This window comes from Campylobacter sp. IFREMER_LSEM_CL2101, from assembly GCF_025771825.1.
Taxonomy (GTDB): Bacteria; Campylobacterota; Campylobacteria; order Campylobacterales; family Campylobacteraceae; genus Campylobacter_D; species Campylobacter_D lari_C.
Map to the genome: position 1 here is coordinate 15,784 of NZ_JAKMQZ010000002.1, position 15,962 is coordinate 31,745.

Consider the following 15,962-nt stretch of genomic DNA (forward strand, 5'->3'; position numbering starts at 1 on the left):
GTGTGCTTGCTTATAATGCAAGCTTATAATAATTTAGATTTAATCCATAATAAAAGCGAAGCTATGAAAAGTTTTGAAACTATGCAAAATATGGATGAAAACAAAAGAAAAGCTCTCCGCCAAGCCTTACTAGAATACTGCAAACTTGATACTTTAGCCATGGTGAAAATTTTAAAGCATTTAGAAGAGCTTGTAAAATAATAACTATATTAAAAGTTACTGCTTAGAGTTTTTATATCAATCTCTAAGCAAAAATCATCAAACTAGACAGCAGTAGTCTATAAAAATACATTATAATAAAATATTATATCAATCAAAAAAGGAAAACATGTGAAAACAACACTTTTAAAACTTGCCAATAAAAAATCTATTATGCAACTAAAACAAAATAATAACAATTTAAACAATGCTCACCACTAAACAACCTAAAAGCACCTTCACATATCAAAACTTTGATATAGAATATCATGGTTTTGGAGTGCTAAATGCAAAGAAAATATATTATATAAATTTAAAAATACACAATACAAAAAATCAGCATATTGTTTTTAAATCAATTCTAATTGATTCAAACGCACAATTTATAAAAGAATTAAAAGGAAGTATCAATTCCAAAAGCTTTTATAATGGTTTATTTAGAATATATAATGGAGATGAAAATAGCTTTGTAAATAAAAAAGGAAATATTATAAAAATAAATTTTCCTTATAAAATTGATGAAAATATTACAACACAAACTAAATTTAAAAACATAAAAAAATATAAAGAAAATTTAACAACTATTTGTTTAAAAGATAAATGGGGTTTTATAGATAAAAAAGGGAATTTAATCATAGATGCAAAGTATGATAATGCTTATGATTTTAACGAAGGTTTAGCTAGGGTTGAGCTTAATGGAAAATGTGGTTTTATAGATAAAAAAGGGGAAATTGCTATAGATACTAAATACAATAAAACCAAAGACTTTTTTCAAGGAATGGCTGCAGTTGAAATTGATAATAAATGGGGTTTTATAGATAAAAAAGGGAATTTAGTCATAGAAGCAAAGTATAATTTTATAGATGGTTTAGATGATGATCTAGCTTTTTTTGACATACAAGGTGCTTCAAAAATTGGATTATATTTAATATTAAACAAAGAAAATATCGTGAGTTATTTTCACGATGGATTAGCTTCAATCTTGATTAATAAAAAATTTGGTTTTATAGATAAAAATGAAAAGCTAATTATCAAAGCACAATACGATGAAGTAGGTCATTTTAACAAAGGTTTTGCCAAAGTTAAACAAAGTGATAAATGGGGTCTTATAGATAAAAAAGGAAAGATTATTGTAAAAATCAAATATGATCAAATCATAATACTAGATAACAATCTAATATTAGCAATAAAAGATAAGATAGTTAATATGATAAATTTAAAAATCAAAAAAACCATAAAAATAAATGTTTTAAAATACATTAACTTTGATTGTTAAATGTATTTTAAGCACATTCTTTTAAGATCAAATTTTACTCTTTCAACTCTAGCAACCTTAAAATTCTCCAGCCTATATCCTTGCTTATACATGCAATTTGTCTTTGAGAAAAAGGATTAAGGGTTATTTTTCCGTTGTATTCTAAGTAAAATTTATGTCCATTTTTACTAAGCTCATAAATTCCATTGCCCAAATCATTTACATTTTCAAACTGCAAATCAAGCACAAATTCTCCATTTGTATCAATAAAACCCCATTGATTATCTATGCAAACTTGTGCTAAACCTTCTTTAAAATCAAACGCCTCATCAAAATGCTCTTTTATAACAATATTTGCATTTTTATCCACATAAATAAAACCATCACTTGTTAAAACTAATGCCAAACCACAGCTAAAACAGGACATATACTCATACTCATGCTCACAAAGTATCTCATCATTTTGATTGATCAAAAAATATCTATTGTCTTTTTTTACACTTGCTATGCCTTCGCTAAAGCTATTTGCCTCATCGTATTTTGCTTCTATGATGATTTTTCCTTTTTTATTAATATAGCCGTATTTACCATCTTTTTTTACTACAGCTAAACCTTCGCTAAAATTATTTACATCATCGTATTTTGCTTCTATGATGGTTTTTCCTTTTGTATTGATAAAACCCCATTTTCCTCTCACACAAAAGGCTGCTAAATTCTCACTAAAAAACCTAAGCTCATCATACATCACATCGATGATGATTTTGGCATTTTTATCTATAAAGCCGTATTTATTAGCTATCTTTACGCAAGCTAATCCACCAACAAATTCTCCAACTTCATCAAATTTAGCTTCACAAATTAACATCCCATTTTGATCCATGAAACCAAATTTAGAATTTTCTAAAAACAAAACAAGCTCATCATCAATAATCTTCATAAAATCAAAACTATTCTTACTAAGCTCATTTTTGTTTTTATCTACCAAAGTATATTTAGTCCCTACTCTCACTTTGATCATATCTTTGGCTATAAATTTCACATCCTTATACATAGGTTTAAAAATGCAATTTAAATTTACATCAAACAAACCATACAAAAACCCATCAAACACTAACAAATACGCATCATTTATCAAGCTAATATCATCAAATTTAGCCTCTAAAACAAGCTTTGCAAATTCATTTAAAACTCCGCATTTAACCTTGCCATTGATCTTTTGCTTGCATAAAAATAATCTTTCATTTAGTCTTTTTATACTTAAAAACTCAAAATCACTTAAAAAATTTCCATTCTGATCAATCAATGCAAACACATCGCCTTTTTTGATCTTAAAAAGCTTATCACTAAGTCTTATAATGCCATCATATTCAGTCTTTAAAATGATATTTGCTTGAGTATCTATGATGATATTTTCATTTCCTTGTCGCAAAAGCGCATAATCATTTGAAAAACTACAAACATCATCATATATAAGATCCACCACCACTTTAGCTTTAGTATCTATAAAACCCCATTTGTCATTTATCATAACACCTGCTAAATTTTGACTAAAATTTAAAACCTCATCATATAAAAAATCACAAATTAATTCTCCACTGCTATTTATAAAGCTATACTTACCAGCTTTTTTTACCGCTGCAAAGCCATTTTGAAAATCTCTTACATGATCAAATTCATCATCGATAATAATCCTAACTTCTTTCATCACTTTTCTTTGTAAAATGAAATTATATTAGAATTTTATAGACTAAGATTGTCTATAATTTATGCTAGAATATCATTTTAAAAATATGGAGGAAAACATGAAAAAGAAAAAAATACCAAATCAGGTTCCATTTAGTTTTGAAGAATCTCCCTTTGAAAGCAAAGAAGAGTATCTAGAATTTATCAAAAACATGCCTAAAATAGCTACTTTAGATAAGACTTTGATAAAAAAATCAAGAGAGAAAAATTTAGCAAATAAAGCCATTTCTTACATACAAAGAAAAACTAATCTAAGCTACAACAATGCTAAAATTTTAAAAGATATCTTATCAAAAGAGTATTTTCGTAAGATAAGAAGCAAAAACAAAGTCCTTGCTAAATTTATGAAAAGATAAAGCCTTAGGCTTTATCTTGATCGCTTTTGAAAGAATTTTTTAGAATTTTTAACATTTGGATTTTGTGTTTTTTAGCTTTTACAAAAGTCCAAGTAATTTCATCATTATCTTTAGCTAGTGCATATATAAGCCATAGTTTTAAAGATATAACTGCTTTTTTAGTATCATCTATATATCTTTTTTGAAAATCTCTATACTTACTTGGCACATCTTGGTTATTCAAAGATGAGTTAAAACTAGAGCTAATAAGAGCTAAATTTCCAAAATTGTCTACTTCTCCCCATCCTTGTGCTTTACTTTGCGCTTGCACATGCTCTATGGAATTTAAATTTCTAAAATAAAAATTATCAAATTTTTTCTTATCCATTTCTTTATCACATATTTTAACTTTATTATTATTAGCTTCAGCATTTTTCCACAAATAATACTCCAAACGATAAAACCAATAATGTAAAGTTGCAGTGCCTTGATCTAATATGCATTTTTGTGTTTCATGCTCTTTTATATAAAATTTATTTAAGTCAACATTGCCAGTTGCTTTCAAATTATTTTCCGAATTTAGAATTTCATTAACTTTATCAATTAAAACTTTATCTTGCAATTGCTCTTTAGCTAAAGCTGTGTCTAAAATTTCTAGGAAATGTATTAAATCTGATTGTGTGTTTTTATAAAATTCTTTTAGATTATCATTATTTATTAGTAATTTTATATAATATTCTACATTATTCTCAAATTTTTCGCTAGTAATATTAAAATCACTAGAAAAAAATTTTACAATTTCAGATATTATATTATTACTTTTGAAATTACTAAAATAATTATCTAATTTTTTCAAAAACGGAGTAAGCCAGTGATGATGATTATTAGACATACCACTTCTTGCTACACGTAGATAATTTTGCACCATAGCAAGTTCAGGCATGGCATTAGAATCTTCGCTGATTGTGTATGTATTATCGGTCAACCTTCTAATCTTATAAGAATTTTCCACATCATCTATACCCTTAACAACAAAATAATCAAATAAAATTCTATGTTTTAAAAGATTTTCTATGAATTTTTTAACTTTTTGTTCTATTTCTTTTTGTTCTATTTCTTTTTGTTCTATTTCTTTTTGTTCTATTTCTTTTTGTTCTATTTCTTTTTGTTCTATTTCTTTTTGTTCTATTTCTTTTTGTTCTATTTCTTTTTGTTCTATTTTTATAATTTCTAAAAGCTTATTTTTATCTATAGTAATATCTTGTTCATTACAAATTTTATAAACATGCAATAAAAAAGTAGGAAAATCCACTATAGATTTAAATTTACCTTGGTTTTCCTTGTCTTGATTTGGTTTGTCAAATGATTTTTTAGGTTGTATGATATTATTTATAGAATCTCCACTACTTTCATTTGACTTAGAAATCACTCTATCGCTAGCTTTTTGAAAGATATAATTATCCATTTGTGAGCAAATATCCCATATATGAGCATAAAAAGCTCTTTCGTTTTCATTAATATTTGAAAGCAGTCTTGCTTTTAAAATTTCATGTTTTTCTAATTGTTTGCCGCGGTTATTCATACGGATAAAAAAGCGATTTAAGTCAGTATTTTGGGTTAATTCTACAAAAACAAATTTTACTTTTTCATAAATAAAATTAGAAAACTTTACAATATCATCATTATTTTTGATATTCTCTTCAAACCAATTTACTATAGTTTCTAAAGCTTGCGGTATGTTTTGGCATATATCTTGTGGAAATTTTTTAATTTCTTGTAAAAAAATATCATTTTTTCTCTCATTATTTTGATTATCTTTACAAAATTTAGCAAATTCTTTTAGAACTTCTTCTTCTTTTTCTCTTATAGGCATGGAGATTCTAAGTTTATCACTTTGCATTATAAATTCTTTCCACTTTGGCTGATCGCTTGGATTTTTATAAGTTGGATTTTTATAAGAAAGAAAAAATCCTATCAAAAACAAAGTTGTTAAGCGTTGTTGGCCATCTATGAGTAGGTATTTATCATCTTTTTTACTTACTACTACATTACCGATAAAGTATTCTTTATTCTTATTTTCATCAAATTTAGTTTTTATATCATTAAGTAAGGTTTGTATTTGCTCTTTATTCCACTCATATAGTCTTTGATAAGGTGGAATTTCAAAAAAGATCTTATTATTATCCGCCACTTCACTAATATTTTTAATATTTGCTTTATTACTCATTGTTTATACCTTTATTTTTTATTTTTTTACATAATGTGATGGGATGTTTTTATATAGAGCATCTTCACCTTGATAGTATTTTTTAACAATTTCTATATAATCACCTCTTCCACCATCTAATTCTTGTGTTGATTTTCTTTCTTCTTCGTTTTTTATAGCTATAAAATCAAGTAAATTTTGCTCTAATTCCTCTTCAAAAGATACAAAATACACTTTTTCTAAAAATTCCAAAGCATAATCTCTTTGAGTAGCCCTATAAATACTTGGTCTATAAACTCTTAAGCTAAAAGCAGCTCTTGCAAGTAAGGCTAAGAAATAATCACTATTACCATTTGGAAATTTAGAAAAATAAATCATCACAGCAATGGCATAAATGTATTTGTTGTAAATAAATCCTGTGTAATATATTTCATCTAGCTCTTGGTATAAAGCATTATTTGATAACTTATCAAAAAACTCATTGTATTTAAACAAATACTCAAAAAAATCCACCCCATTAGCAAAACTACTTAAAATTCCTAAATCTTCCTTGCTATAAAGGAATTTATCGCTAAAAAATTCTTTACAAAACTCTTCGTATGCTTTAATATCATTAGCATTAATGCTTTTGTGCTTTAACCATGCTCTAGCAGGTGCTAAAAGCTCATCAAATAAAATAGTGATTTTCCTTTCATCTTTTGCAAGATTTTCAAATTTCCTTGCATAATAACCTAGCATACCACCTTGATTTTTCTCTAAAGAATGCAAATGAAAAGCCTTTATAAGATCGTATGATTTTAAGCCTTTGCCTTTTGAATTTGCACTATCAAAAAATAAAAACGCATCATCTTCGCTTGGAGCTAAAACACAGATAAATTCTATTTTATATAAAAGATATCTTAAAAATTTACATTTTTCATTATAACTTTCAAAATAAGCTTTTATATATTCGTAATTTTCTTTGATATGGTATTTTGACTCATTATGAGAGTAATTAACTTCACCTAAAAAATTACCTATTTTGCATTCTTTGCATTTTTCTTGATTGTTTTCGCATAAAACTCTTAAAACCAAAGCCAAGGTGGTAAGGCGTTGTTGGCCATCTACTATATTAAACTTTTTTTCTTTGTTTTCTTTGTTTTCTTTGTTTTCTTTGTTTTCTTTGTTTTCTTTGTTTTCTGTATGTAATATCAAACTTCCTAAAAGATATTTTTGGTTTTTAATATCTTGTTTATTTTGATCTTTATCTATTTGTTCGCTTATATCTTTTAAAAGAATTTTAACATGCTTTTTCTCCCAAGCATAAGGGCGTTGATAATCAGGTATGTTTAAAGAAAAAGCTTTATCAAAAATACCGCTACCATTAATTATATCTCCACACACCAACTCATTCAAACTCACAACACAAGATTTTACTTCTGTATTTTCACCACTCATTTATAGCCTTTCTAAATTTTAAACTTATTATATCAAACTATCTATCATTTCCAAAGCTTCCAAAGCTTTCATCTTAAGCCCTATGCCATTTCTAAAAAACTTTGGAAAATCACACTCATTTGGATTGATCCTTAAAAGTGTTCTAGCTTTGCTTTTTTTACAAAAATCCTCGCCAAACATACGCATACTAGGCACAGCTTTACCAGCTCCAAGCTCTATAAGCAAGATGTTTTTATCCTCTAAGGGTTTAAGCCAGTTTTTATAACTTTGCTTTTGTAAAAAATAACGGCTATCATTAAAACTACCATCATTAAACATTAAGATATTTGGCCTTGCTAAGCCTTGACATCTAGGACATTTTGGCAAAGATAAAGCTTTGAAATTTTCCATATCTATATCTAATTCTTCTTGCATTTGCCAAATCAAATCACCACATGCATAATTAAAACATTGTAAATAATTTATATTTCCATGAAATTCATAAATTTTATTCTCATCAAAACCAGCCTTTTTAAAATGCCCATCTACATTAGTCGTAACGACATAATAATCTTGTTTGCTTTTTGCAAGTTTTAAAAGTATCTCATAACCTTTATGTGGCTTAGTATCTTTGTATAATTTAAATCTATGTCCATAAAAAGCCCAAGCAAGCTGTGCATTTGTATAAAAATTTGTAGGATTAGCCATGCGTTCAAAGTCTATGCCTAGTTTTTGCAAATGCGGATAAGCTCTCCAAAAACCTTCTTTTCCTCTAAAATCAGGCAAACCACTATCTACTCCCATGCCAGCTCCAGCTGTGATGATGATTACCTCTGCTTTGTCTAAAGCTTCTTTTATATAAGTTTGTATTTGCATTTTTTACCTTTAAAAATTTTCATAATCAAATTTCCTAGCCTCATGTAGTTCTTTAGCTACTTCAAGGCCCATTTCCCAAAAAACTGCATTCATAGATTTTGGCATGCAATTTTCATCTTCGTATTTTTTGTTTATAGCCTTATAAACCTCATCATTTTCCTCACAATCAACAGCAAGACTACCTAAATAAGGATACGACAAATACCCCACCGGAGCCGTATCAAATACCATAGTTAGTTTTGTTTTTGGAAAATTTTCTTTCATAAAAGCTAAAAATTCATCTCTAGCTTTATAATCTGTCTTGTCTTTATCAAACAAATCACTATGTTTTGTTTTATTGACATGAAAATCATTGTTTGGAGTGTTAAAACACATCCAAAAAGATTTTTTACCTTTTTGGATGGTATAATCTTGAATAGTCTCAACCGCTAAAGCCATTTTTCATCCTTTTTATATTGTATTGATATAATTATACTATATAAAATGGACTTTTGCTGTCTATATTTTAACCTTTACATTTTTGAGCTATCACATCCATAGCTTCTTGCGAGAGAACAAAATTTGTATGATAAAGCAAGCAACTACCCATATCAAGCACTTTTAGCACAAGCTTTTTGTTATTAGTATCTTTTGGATTGTGCCTTGTATTAGCTAGATCATAAATTTCATACACCATATCTTTGCTAAGCTTGTTAATATCAAGTTCTATGATATTTTCTTCAAATTTCATAGGCTCTTGGGTAAATTCTTCTTTGTTTTCTTTTTTTGCAAAGCTTTTTTTCTTACTAAAAGATTTTAACTCATTTTCCTTTGCTTCTTCTAGGGTGTAAATTTCATTTAGACTAAAGCTCAAGTCATTGTCATTGTTTTTATATCTTAGTAAAAAAGCAAAGGCTTCATCTTTATTTTCTTTAAAAAGTGCTTCAACTTTTTCTACTTGGGCTTCAAAGATGATCATATCAAAAGTAGAATAAAAGTCTAAAACCACAGCCTTAGCATATCTTTTACCGCTTTTACTCATCATCGATTTAAAATCTTCAATCTTCCCTACAACCAAAAGCTCACCTTCGCCTTTGAGTGTTTCAAAATCCATACTTTTAAAATACTCTATGCCTTCTATTTGGCTTGCAAATTTATCTAAAGGGTGGCCTGATACATAAATTCCTAAGATTTCTTTTTCATAGCCTAGTTTTTCCATTAGTTCAAATTCAATTTTACTATCATGAAGCCCTACTTTGATATCTGCAGCTATTTCTTCTTCTCCAAAAAGTGAAGCAGTGGAGTTTCTTTTAACTTCAGCGATTTTTCTACTTGTTTCTGAAATAAGCTCAAGATTATCCACTAAACATTTTCTAGTATAGCCAAACTCATCAAAAGCGCCTGATTTAGCTAAATTTTCTATGGTTTTTTTGTTAATCTTAGTAGGATCAATCGAACTTATAAAATCATCAAAATCACTAAAGCCCTCTTCCTTGCGAATAGTCATAATATTTTCTATCGCAGGAATTCCCACACTTTTAATCGCTCCAAGCCCATAAATAATAGCTTCAGAACCATCTTCAAGCTTAGTTGCACTAAATTCTCTTTGAGCTTTGTTAATACTTGGTGGTAAAAGCTTGATATTCATTCTTTTCATCTCTTCGATATATTTTGCGACCTTATCTACATTACTTTCTTCACTTGTTAAAAGCGCAGCCATAAACTCACTTGGATAATAAGTCTTTAAATATGCTGTTTGAAAGGTTATAAGTGCATAAGCAGCTGAGTGAGATTTGTTAAAACCATATTCAGCAAATTTCAAAATAAGCTCAAACAAATCATCAGCCTTTTTCTCATCATAGCCTTGTTTTTTAGCTCCTTCTAGATACTCTGTTTTAAGATTATCCAAAATTTCTCTTTTTTTCTTACCCATAGCACGGCGCACATTATCAGCCCCGCCCAAAGAAAAACCACCGATTTTTTGCACTATTTGCATAACTTGTTCTTGATAAACTATAACCCCATAAGTATTTTCAAGTATAGGTTTTAAATCTTCAAATGCATAAGTTGCAGCCTTTCTACCATGCTTGATATCGATAAAATCATCCACCATCCCACTATCAAGTGGACCTGGTCTGTATAAAGCTAAAACCGCGATTAAATCTTCAAATCTTTCAGGCTTTAACCTAGCATTCAAACTTTGCATACCGCCTGATTCTATTTGGAAAATGCCCAAGGTATTGCCACTTTGTATGGTTTTATAAACCTTAGGATCATTCATATCAATCTTTTCCCAAATTACATCTTTACCATAACGCTTTTTCACTAGCTTAATCGCATTATCAATCACCGTAAGGGTTTTTAAACCCAAAAAGTCAAATTTGATTAAATCTACATCTTCAAGATATTCTTTAGAATACTGCGTAACTAAATGACGCTCATCGTTTTTGCTTTGTCTAAAAAGTGGAGCTTTATTCCACAAAGCTTCATTAGATATCACAACCCCTGCTGCATGCATACCTGCGTTTCTATTTAAACCCTCTAGTGCTTTAGCAAAGTCCCAAACTTGACGCCCTTTTGGATGAGAATTTACAAATTCAGCTATTTTTGGCTCTTGCTCATAAGCTTTTTCTAAAGTGATTTTTAGCTCTTCAGGAACTAATTTTGCCAAAGCATCCGCATCAGGTATGCTCATATCACAAACCCTAGCTACATCACGGATTACTCCCTTTGCTAAAAGCTTACCAAAGGTAATGACTTGCGCAACCTTTTCAGCTCCGTATTTATCAATAACATAATCAATCACTTCCCCTCTTCTATCTTGACAAAAATCCACGTCAATATCAGGCATTGATACACGCTCAGGATTTAAAAATCTCTCAAAAAGAAGATTATAAGGTATAGGATCTAAATCTGTAATTTTCAAACAATACGAAACCAAACTCCCTGCAGCACTCCCACGCCCTGGGCCAACTGGTATATCTTTTTCCTTAGCTGCGGCGATAAAATCATGAACGATTAACATATAACCTGAAAATTTCATATTTTTAATAATACTAATTTCTAAATCAAGTCTATCTTTATACTCTTGGTGTTTACTCTCATCGATAAATTGAAGTCTTTCTTCTAAGCCCTTTTTACAAAGATACTCAAAAACTATATCATCATTATCAAAGCTAAATTCTTGATCTTCTTGACTTAAACTTAAGCCATATTTTTTTGCATATTCACGGGTAAATTTAAAATTTGGTGGCGTTGGATCACCTAGTTTTAATTCTAAATTACATTTATTAGCTATTTCTTGAGTATTTTCAATGGCTTCAGGAATATCAGCAAAAAGCTCACTCATTTGCTCTGGTGTTTTCACATAAAACTCATGCACTTCATGTCTTAAACGCCCTGGATCATCAAGCTTAACCCCCATAGCTATACACATAAATACTTCATGTGCAGCTGCTCTTTCTTTGAAAGTATAATGCGTATCATTGGTTGCGATGATTTTTATATCAAGTTCTTTAGCAAGTTTGATGATAGAATCATCGATAAATTTTTGATCATCAATACCATGACGCATAATCTCAAGGTAAAAATCATCTCCAAAAACCTTTTTATACCAAAGCGCAGCTTCTTTTGCGCCTTCATAACCTTTTGCGCCAAATTTTAAATTTCTTTCATTTTTGGTATTTAAATGCCAATTAACCTCACCTTGCAAACACGCAGACGAGCAAATCAAACCCTCACTATGTGCTTCTAAAAGCTTTTTGTTAATCCTTGGGTAATAATACAAACCATGTATATAGCTTTGCGAGCTTAAATACATCAAATTTTTATAGCCAATTTCATTTTTAGCAAACAAACAAATATGAAAGCGTTGTCTTGAGCTTTTATCACTTAAATCATCATGATTATGTAAATATGCTTCAAGCCCTATGATAGGTTTAATCCCTTCAGCTCTCATTGTTTTATAAAAATCAATAGCCCCAAACATATTTCCATGATCAGTCATAGCAACACTTGTTGCACCTTGCGCTTTTAAAGTTTTAGCTAGCTCTTTGAGTTTATTTGCTCCATCAAGTAAAGAGTATTCTGTATGTAAATGTAAATGTGTAAATTGGCTCATATTTTCCCTTGTATTTTTTTATTATTATAAAAAAAAACCTTAAATTTAAAACTTACAAGCATAAAAAATGTATAATAGCTTACTTTCAAAAAAGGAGTAAAAAATGGAAGTAAAAATTTATTATTGTAATCTTTGAAATTACAAACCACAAGCTGCAAGGGTTGCAGAAGAAATACAAAATGAATTCAAAGATGCGCAAATTTCTACCATAGAAAAAGGTGGTGGGCATTTTATAGTAGAAGTAGATGGTAAAATCATTTACTCAAAAAAAGACTTGTTTAACTGCGAAGTAGATAGATTTCCTCATGAGGGTGAAATCACCAAGCTTATGAAACAAATGTAAGCTAAACCCTCATTAGCGAGGGTTTATTTTGTCAAAGGAACAAGCATACCTTCATAAAGTTTTTGATAAATTTCTTCTGAGCATAAATGCTTAGCAAGCTCTAAACCAAACAAAATAGCCGTAGCAGGCCCAGCTGCTGTGATGACATTTTCATTTACCACAACTGCTTTATTTACTCTTACACCTTCAATACCTACTTCACAACCAGGATAGCAAGAAAACTCTCCATTAATCACCCCTGCTTTTGCCAATACCATAGGTGAAGCACAAATAGCCGCTACGATTTTTTTCTTAGCATGTAAATCTTGTATGATTTTTATGATAGCTTGATTGTTTTTTAAATTCATCATACCTTCAAAGCCACCTGCGAGAGCAATTGCGTCTAAATTTTCTTGATCAACACTAGATAAACTCACATCAGCCCTTATACAAATTCCATTAGCTCCTTGCACTAAAAGCTCATCATCTAGCGAAGCAATAATTACTTCTAAATTTCCACTAACCTCCCCTGCTCTTTTTAAAACATCAGCTATACCTATAAACTCAGCTTCTTCAAAACCTTTTGCCAAAGGCACTAAAACTTTTTTCATTTTTTCTCCTTTTAGTCGATAAATCTTTTATTTAATTCATGAAAATACTCTATGCGTCTATCGCGTAAAAATGGCCACCATCTACGCACATTTTCACATCTTTGCATATCAATTTCAATGATTTTACAAAGCTCTTGTTTATCATCAGCTCTAAAAAGCTCTTCACCTTGAGCCCCAAAAACAAAAGAATTCCCCCAAAATCTTATGCCATCTTCCACACCACTTTCATCTTTTTCAAAACCCACTCTATTAATAGCTACTACAGGTAAGCCATTAGCTATAGCATGACCTCTTTGCACGCCTATCCAAGCTTCAAGCTGTCTTTGTTTTTCTTCTTTTTCATCCTTATCAAACCAACCTATAGCAGTAGGATAAATCAAAATTTGAGCTCCCTTTAAAGCCATTAACCTAGCAGCTTCAGGATACCATTGATCCCAGCATATTAAAACCCCAAGCTTTCCAACACTTGTTTGTATAGGCTCAAAACCTAAATCACCTGGAGTAAAATAAAATTTTTCATAAAAACAAGGATCGTCAGGTATATGCATTTTACGGTATTTACCTGCTATGGAGCCATCTTTTTCAAATACCACACTAGTATTATGATAAAGCCCTGCGCTTCTTTTTTCAAATAAAGAAGTTACCAAAACAACTTTATTTTCCCTAGCTACATTAGACCAAAACTTAACATCTTCTTCATAATCATTTGCCAAATCAAAAAAGTCTGTATTTTCACTTTGGCAAAAATACTGCGTTTGATGAAGTTCTTGCAAGCATACAAGCTCAGCCTTTTCTTTTGCTGCTTGTTTGATAAGTTCGCATGTTTTTTCTATAGTTTTTTCTTTATTTTGTTTAAATTCTTGCTGTATGAGTGCTAATTTCATTTTTACTCCTTTCTTCTTCTGAATCATCATAAGGGTCTAAGTGTATATGGATATTCCAAAAATCATCTTTAAAATGTTCTCTTATGCTATCTTCAATCTCATCGCCAATTTTATGAGCTTTTAAAAGTGATATTGTAGGTTCAAAAACTAAATGCACACTAACATAAAGTATATCAGGACTTTTTCTAGTTTTTAAATGGTGAAAGCTTTTGAGTTCTTTATTTGCGCTTATAATTTGCTTAATCACTTCAACTTGTTCTTTATCAATTGCCACATCTAACAAAATTTTAGAACTTTCTTTGATGATTTTAAAAGCTGAAAAAATCGTATATAAACTTATAGCTATACCAAATAATCCATCAATAAAATGATAATTTGTAAAAGCTATAATCACAAGTGCTAAAAGCGTTAGAGCATTAGTTAAAAAGTCTATTTTATAGTGCAAACTATCAGCTTTTATAATCAAGCTTTTTGTTTTTTTGGCAACATAATTTAAAAAAACCACCAAACACAAAGTTACAGCCATAGCAAAAGCCATGACAAAAATTCCAAGATCAAGTTTTTCTACACTTTCTTGATTGTGAATTTTTAAAACACTCTCATAAAAAATATAAACCCCAATCCCGCTAATCACAAGACCTTCAAAAAGCCCCATTAATGCTTCAATTTTACTAAGGCCAAAATTATATTCTTTACTAGATCCTTGAGAGCTTTTTTTCAAAGCTAAAAAATTTAAACCCGAAATCACACAATCAAGTAAAGAATCGATCGCACTAGAAAGCACCGCAACAGAACCTGAAGCTAAACCTACTATAAATTTAACAATAGCTAAAAAAATAGCACATACACTTGCGATGATGGTTGCGCTTTTTTGCAAATTCATCTTTGACCTTCATAGCGGTTTTGACAAGAACAATGTAAAGAACCATTTTGTCTTAAAAACACTCTTGCATCAACCCCTACTACTTTTCTATCTTTGCATGCTTTTTGTAAATTTTCTAATACCAAAGCATCGTTTTCATCATTATAAGTTGGCACTATCAAGCCACCATTAACAAAAACAAAATTTGCATAAGTAGCACCAAGTCTTTTACCTTCAAAATACAAAGGCTTAGGTAAAGGAAGCTCTAATAAATCAAATCCTGTTTTTCTAAGCTCCTCTTCCATAGCTTTTAAGGGCTTATAATGCTCATCATTTTCATCTTTACACACACAATAAGCAATGGTTTTTTCATTGATAAATCTTGCTAGAGTATCAATATGATGATCAGTATCATCACCTTTTATATAACCATGATTTAACCATATAATTTGATTTAAGCCAAAAATTTCTTTTAACTTGGCTTCAATTTGTTCTTTATTTAAATGTGAATTTCTATTTTCATTTAACAAACAAGCACTCGTTGTGAGCATTACTCCTTGCCCATTAAAATCAATACTCCCACCTTCTAAAATAAAATCAATTTTTTCTAATTTTCCAGATAATTTTTGTGCAAAAAGTTTTGAATTTACCGCATTATCTAAAGTGCTTTGAAATTTATCACCCCAAGCATTAAAAGTAAAATCAAGCCCTATGAGTTTATCATCTTCACACACATCAATTGCACCAAAATCTCTAATCCAAGTATCATTAGTATCACACTTAAAAAAATCAACATTTTTTATATACTTAAATCTTTGAAAATCTTTTTCACTTGGCGCTATAAGTAAAACTTTTTGAAAATTTGCCACAGCTTTAACAAATTCTTCATAGCTTTGCAAAATCTCTTCTAAATAAGGCTTCCAATCGCTATTTTCATGAGGTAAGGAAAGTAAAAGTAGCTCTTGTTTTTGCCATTCTGCTATGCTTTTTCTCATTAATATCTTTTAACTCCTTTTTTTAAATATTGTATAAAAAAGTAACATTAATTACATATTATATAAAAATACAAATCATACTATTTTTATCTTTAAAAACTGCATAGTAGTATTTTAAAGCTATTTTTACAATAAAAACATTTAATATTTTTTTAAATTT

General features: G+C 29.5%; 14 protein-coding genes. 4 read left to right on the forward strand and 10 right to left on the reverse strand.

Features of this window, described 5'->3' with window-relative positions; translation table 11 throughout:
• Positions 1-15 precede the first annotated feature (15 nt).
• Both L8V88_RS01420 and L8V88_RS01425 read left to right on the forward strand, forming a co-directional pair.
• A complete protein-coding gene (locus L8V88_RS01420; protein ID WP_263726486.1) occupies positions 16-201 on the forward strand; it encodes a hypothetical protein in 186 nt (61 codons plus the stop codon).
• Positions 202-406: 205 nt separating this feature from the next.
• On the forward strand, positions 407-1,474 hold the full coding sequence (locus L8V88_RS01425; RefSeq protein ID WP_263726487.1) for a WG repeat-containing protein: 1,068 nt from the start codon (positions 407-409) through the stop codon (positions 1,472-1,474).
• 34 nt (positions 1,475-1,508) lie between these two features.
• On the opposite strand, the gene L8V88_RS01430 is transcribed toward L8V88_RS01425, so the two are convergent.
• Positions 1,509-3,158 carry a WG repeat-containing protein gene (locus L8V88_RS01430; protein WP_263726488.1) on the reverse strand — a complete coding sequence of 550 codons (1,650 nt, stop codon included), beginning with the start codon at positions 3,156-3,158 and terminating at the stop codon, positions 1,509-1,511.
• Between the two features lie 97 nt (positions 3,159-3,255).
• On the opposite strand from L8V88_RS01430, the gene L8V88_RS01435 reads away from it, so the two are divergent.
• The gene (locus L8V88_RS01435) at positions 3,256-3,552 is read left to right on the forward strand and encodes a hypothetical protein (RefSeq protein WP_263726489.1); all 297 of its coding nucleotides are present in this window, start codon (positions 3,256-3,258) and stop codon (positions 3,550-3,552) included.
• Between the two features lie 4 nt (positions 3,553-3,556).
• On the opposite strand, the gene L8V88_RS01440 is transcribed toward L8V88_RS01435, so the two are convergent.
• The 5 genes from L8V88_RS01440 to dnaE form a co-directional block, all read right to left on the reverse strand.
• Complete coding sequence (locus tag L8V88_RS01440) at positions 3,557-5,758, reverse strand: DUF262 domain-containing protein (RefSeq protein WP_263726490.1); 2,202 nt, start codon at positions 5,756-5,758, stop codon at positions 3,557-3,559.
• Positions 5,759-5,776: 18 nt separating this feature from the next.
• Positions 5,777-7,174, reverse strand: a complete 1,398-nt coding sequence (locus L8V88_RS01445; RefSeq protein WP_263726491.1) for a DUF262 domain-containing protein — start codon at positions 7,172-7,174, stop codon at positions 5,777-5,779.
• A gap of 27 nt (positions 7,175-7,201) precedes the next feature.
• A complete protein-coding gene (locus L8V88_RS01450) occupies positions 7,202-8,029 on the reverse strand; it encodes an SIR2 family NAD-dependent protein deacylase (protein ID WP_263726492.1) in 828 nt (275 codons plus the stop codon).
• 9 nt (positions 8,030-8,038) lie between these two features.
• On the reverse strand, positions 8,039-8,467 hold the full coding sequence (locus L8V88_RS01455; protein WP_263726493.1) for a hypothetical protein: 429 nt from the start codon (positions 8,465-8,467) through the stop codon (positions 8,039-8,041).
• Positions 8,468-8,534: 67 nt separating this feature from the next.
• On the reverse strand, positions 8,535-12,128 hold the full coding sequence (dnaE, locus tag L8V88_RS01460; protein ID WP_263726494.1) for a DNA polymerase III subunit alpha: 3,594 nt from the start codon (positions 12,126-12,128) through the stop codon (positions 8,535-8,537).
• A 103-nt stretch (positions 12,129-12,231) separates the two neighbouring features.
• On the opposite strand from dnaE, the gene L8V88_RS01465 reads away from it, so the two are divergent.
• Complete coding sequence (locus L8V88_RS01465) at positions 12,232-12,471, forward strand: SelT/SelW/SelH family (seleno)protein (protein WP_257396702.1); 240 nt, start codon at positions 12,232-12,234, stop codon at positions 12,469-12,471.
• A 23-nt stretch (positions 12,472-12,494) separates the two neighbouring features.
• Here the strand turns inward: L8V88_RS01465 and L8V88_RS01470 are convergent, their stop codons facing one another.
• From L8V88_RS01470 to L8V88_RS01485, 4 genes are read right to left on the reverse strand one after another with little or no spacing between them, the layout of a single operon-like run.
• A complete protein-coding gene (locus L8V88_RS01470) occupies positions 12,495-13,061 on the reverse strand; it encodes a DJ-1 family glyoxalase III (protein ID WP_263726495.1) in 567 nt (188 codons plus the stop codon).
• An 11-nt stretch (positions 13,062-13,072) separates the two neighbouring features.
• Positions 13,073-13,945 (reverse strand): N-carbamoylputrescine amidohydrolase, encoded by an 873-nt coding sequence (locus tag L8V88_RS01475; RefSeq protein WP_263726496.1) that lies wholly within the window; start codon positions 13,943-13,945, stop codon positions 13,073-13,075.
• Positions 13,914-14,828: a cation diffusion facilitator family transporter gene (locus tag L8V88_RS01480; RefSeq protein ID WP_263726497.1), complete on the reverse strand. Its 915-nt coding sequence runs from the start codon at positions 14,826-14,828 to the stop codon at positions 13,914-13,916. Before L8V88_RS01480 ends, L8V88_RS01475 begins: the two co-directional genes overlap by 32 nt.
• Positions 14,825-15,802 (reverse strand): agmatine deiminase family protein, encoded by a 978-nt coding sequence (locus tag L8V88_RS01485; protein WP_263726498.1) that lies wholly within the window; start codon positions 15,800-15,802, stop codon positions 14,825-14,827. Before L8V88_RS01485 ends, L8V88_RS01480 begins: the two co-directional genes overlap by 4 nt.
• Positions 15,803-15,962 lie beyond the last annotated feature (160 nt).

Coding starts and splice junctions, on each gene's coding strand:
- L8V88_RS01440 (WP_263726490.1), bottom strand. CDS start 5,758: ATGAGTAATAAAGCAAATATTAAAAATATTAGTGAAGTGGCGGATAAT.
- L8V88_RS01435 (WP_263726489.1), top strand. CDS start 3,256: ATGAAAAAGAAAAAAATACCAAATCAGGTTCCATTTAGTTTTGAAGAA.
- L8V88_RS01475 (WP_263726496.1), bottom strand. CDS start 13,945: ATGAAATTAGCACTCATACAGCAAGAATTTAAACAAAATAAAGAAAAA.
- L8V88_RS01450 (WP_263726492.1), bottom strand. CDS start 8,029: ATGCAAATACAAACTTATATAAAAGAAGCTTTAGACAAAGCAGAGGTA.
- L8V88_RS01430 (WP_263726488.1), bottom strand. CDS start 3,158: ATGAAAGAAGTTAGGATTATTATCGATGATGAATTTGATCATGTAAGA.
- dnaE (WP_263726494.1), bottom strand. CDS start 12,128: ATGAGCCAATTTACACATTTACATTTACATACAGAATACTCTTTACTT.
- L8V88_RS01470 (WP_263726495.1), bottom strand. CDS start 13,061: ATGAAAAAAGTTTTAGTGCCTTTGGCAAAAGGTTTTGAAGAAGCTGAG.
- L8V88_RS01485 (WP_263726498.1), bottom strand. CDS start 15,802: ATGAGAAAAAGCATAGCAGAATGGCAAAAACAAGAGCTACTTTTACTT.
- L8V88_RS01480 (WP_263726497.1), bottom strand. CDS start 14,828: ATGAATTTGCAAAAAAGCGCAACCATCATCGCAAGTGTATGTGCTATT.
- L8V88_RS01445 (WP_263726491.1), bottom strand. CDS start 7,174: ATGAGTGGTGAAAATACAGAAGTAAAATCTTGTGTTGTGAGTTTGAAT.
- L8V88_RS01425 (WP_263726487.1), top strand. CDS start 407: ATGCTCACCACTAAACAACCTAAAAGCACCTTCACATATCAAAACTTT.
- L8V88_RS01455 (WP_263726493.1), bottom strand. CDS start 8,467: ATGGCTTTAGCGGTTGAGACTATTCAAGATTATACCATCCAAAAAGGT.
- L8V88_RS01420 (WP_263726486.1), top strand. CDS start 16: ATGCAAGCTTATAATAATTTAGATTTAATCCATAATAAAAGCGAAGCT.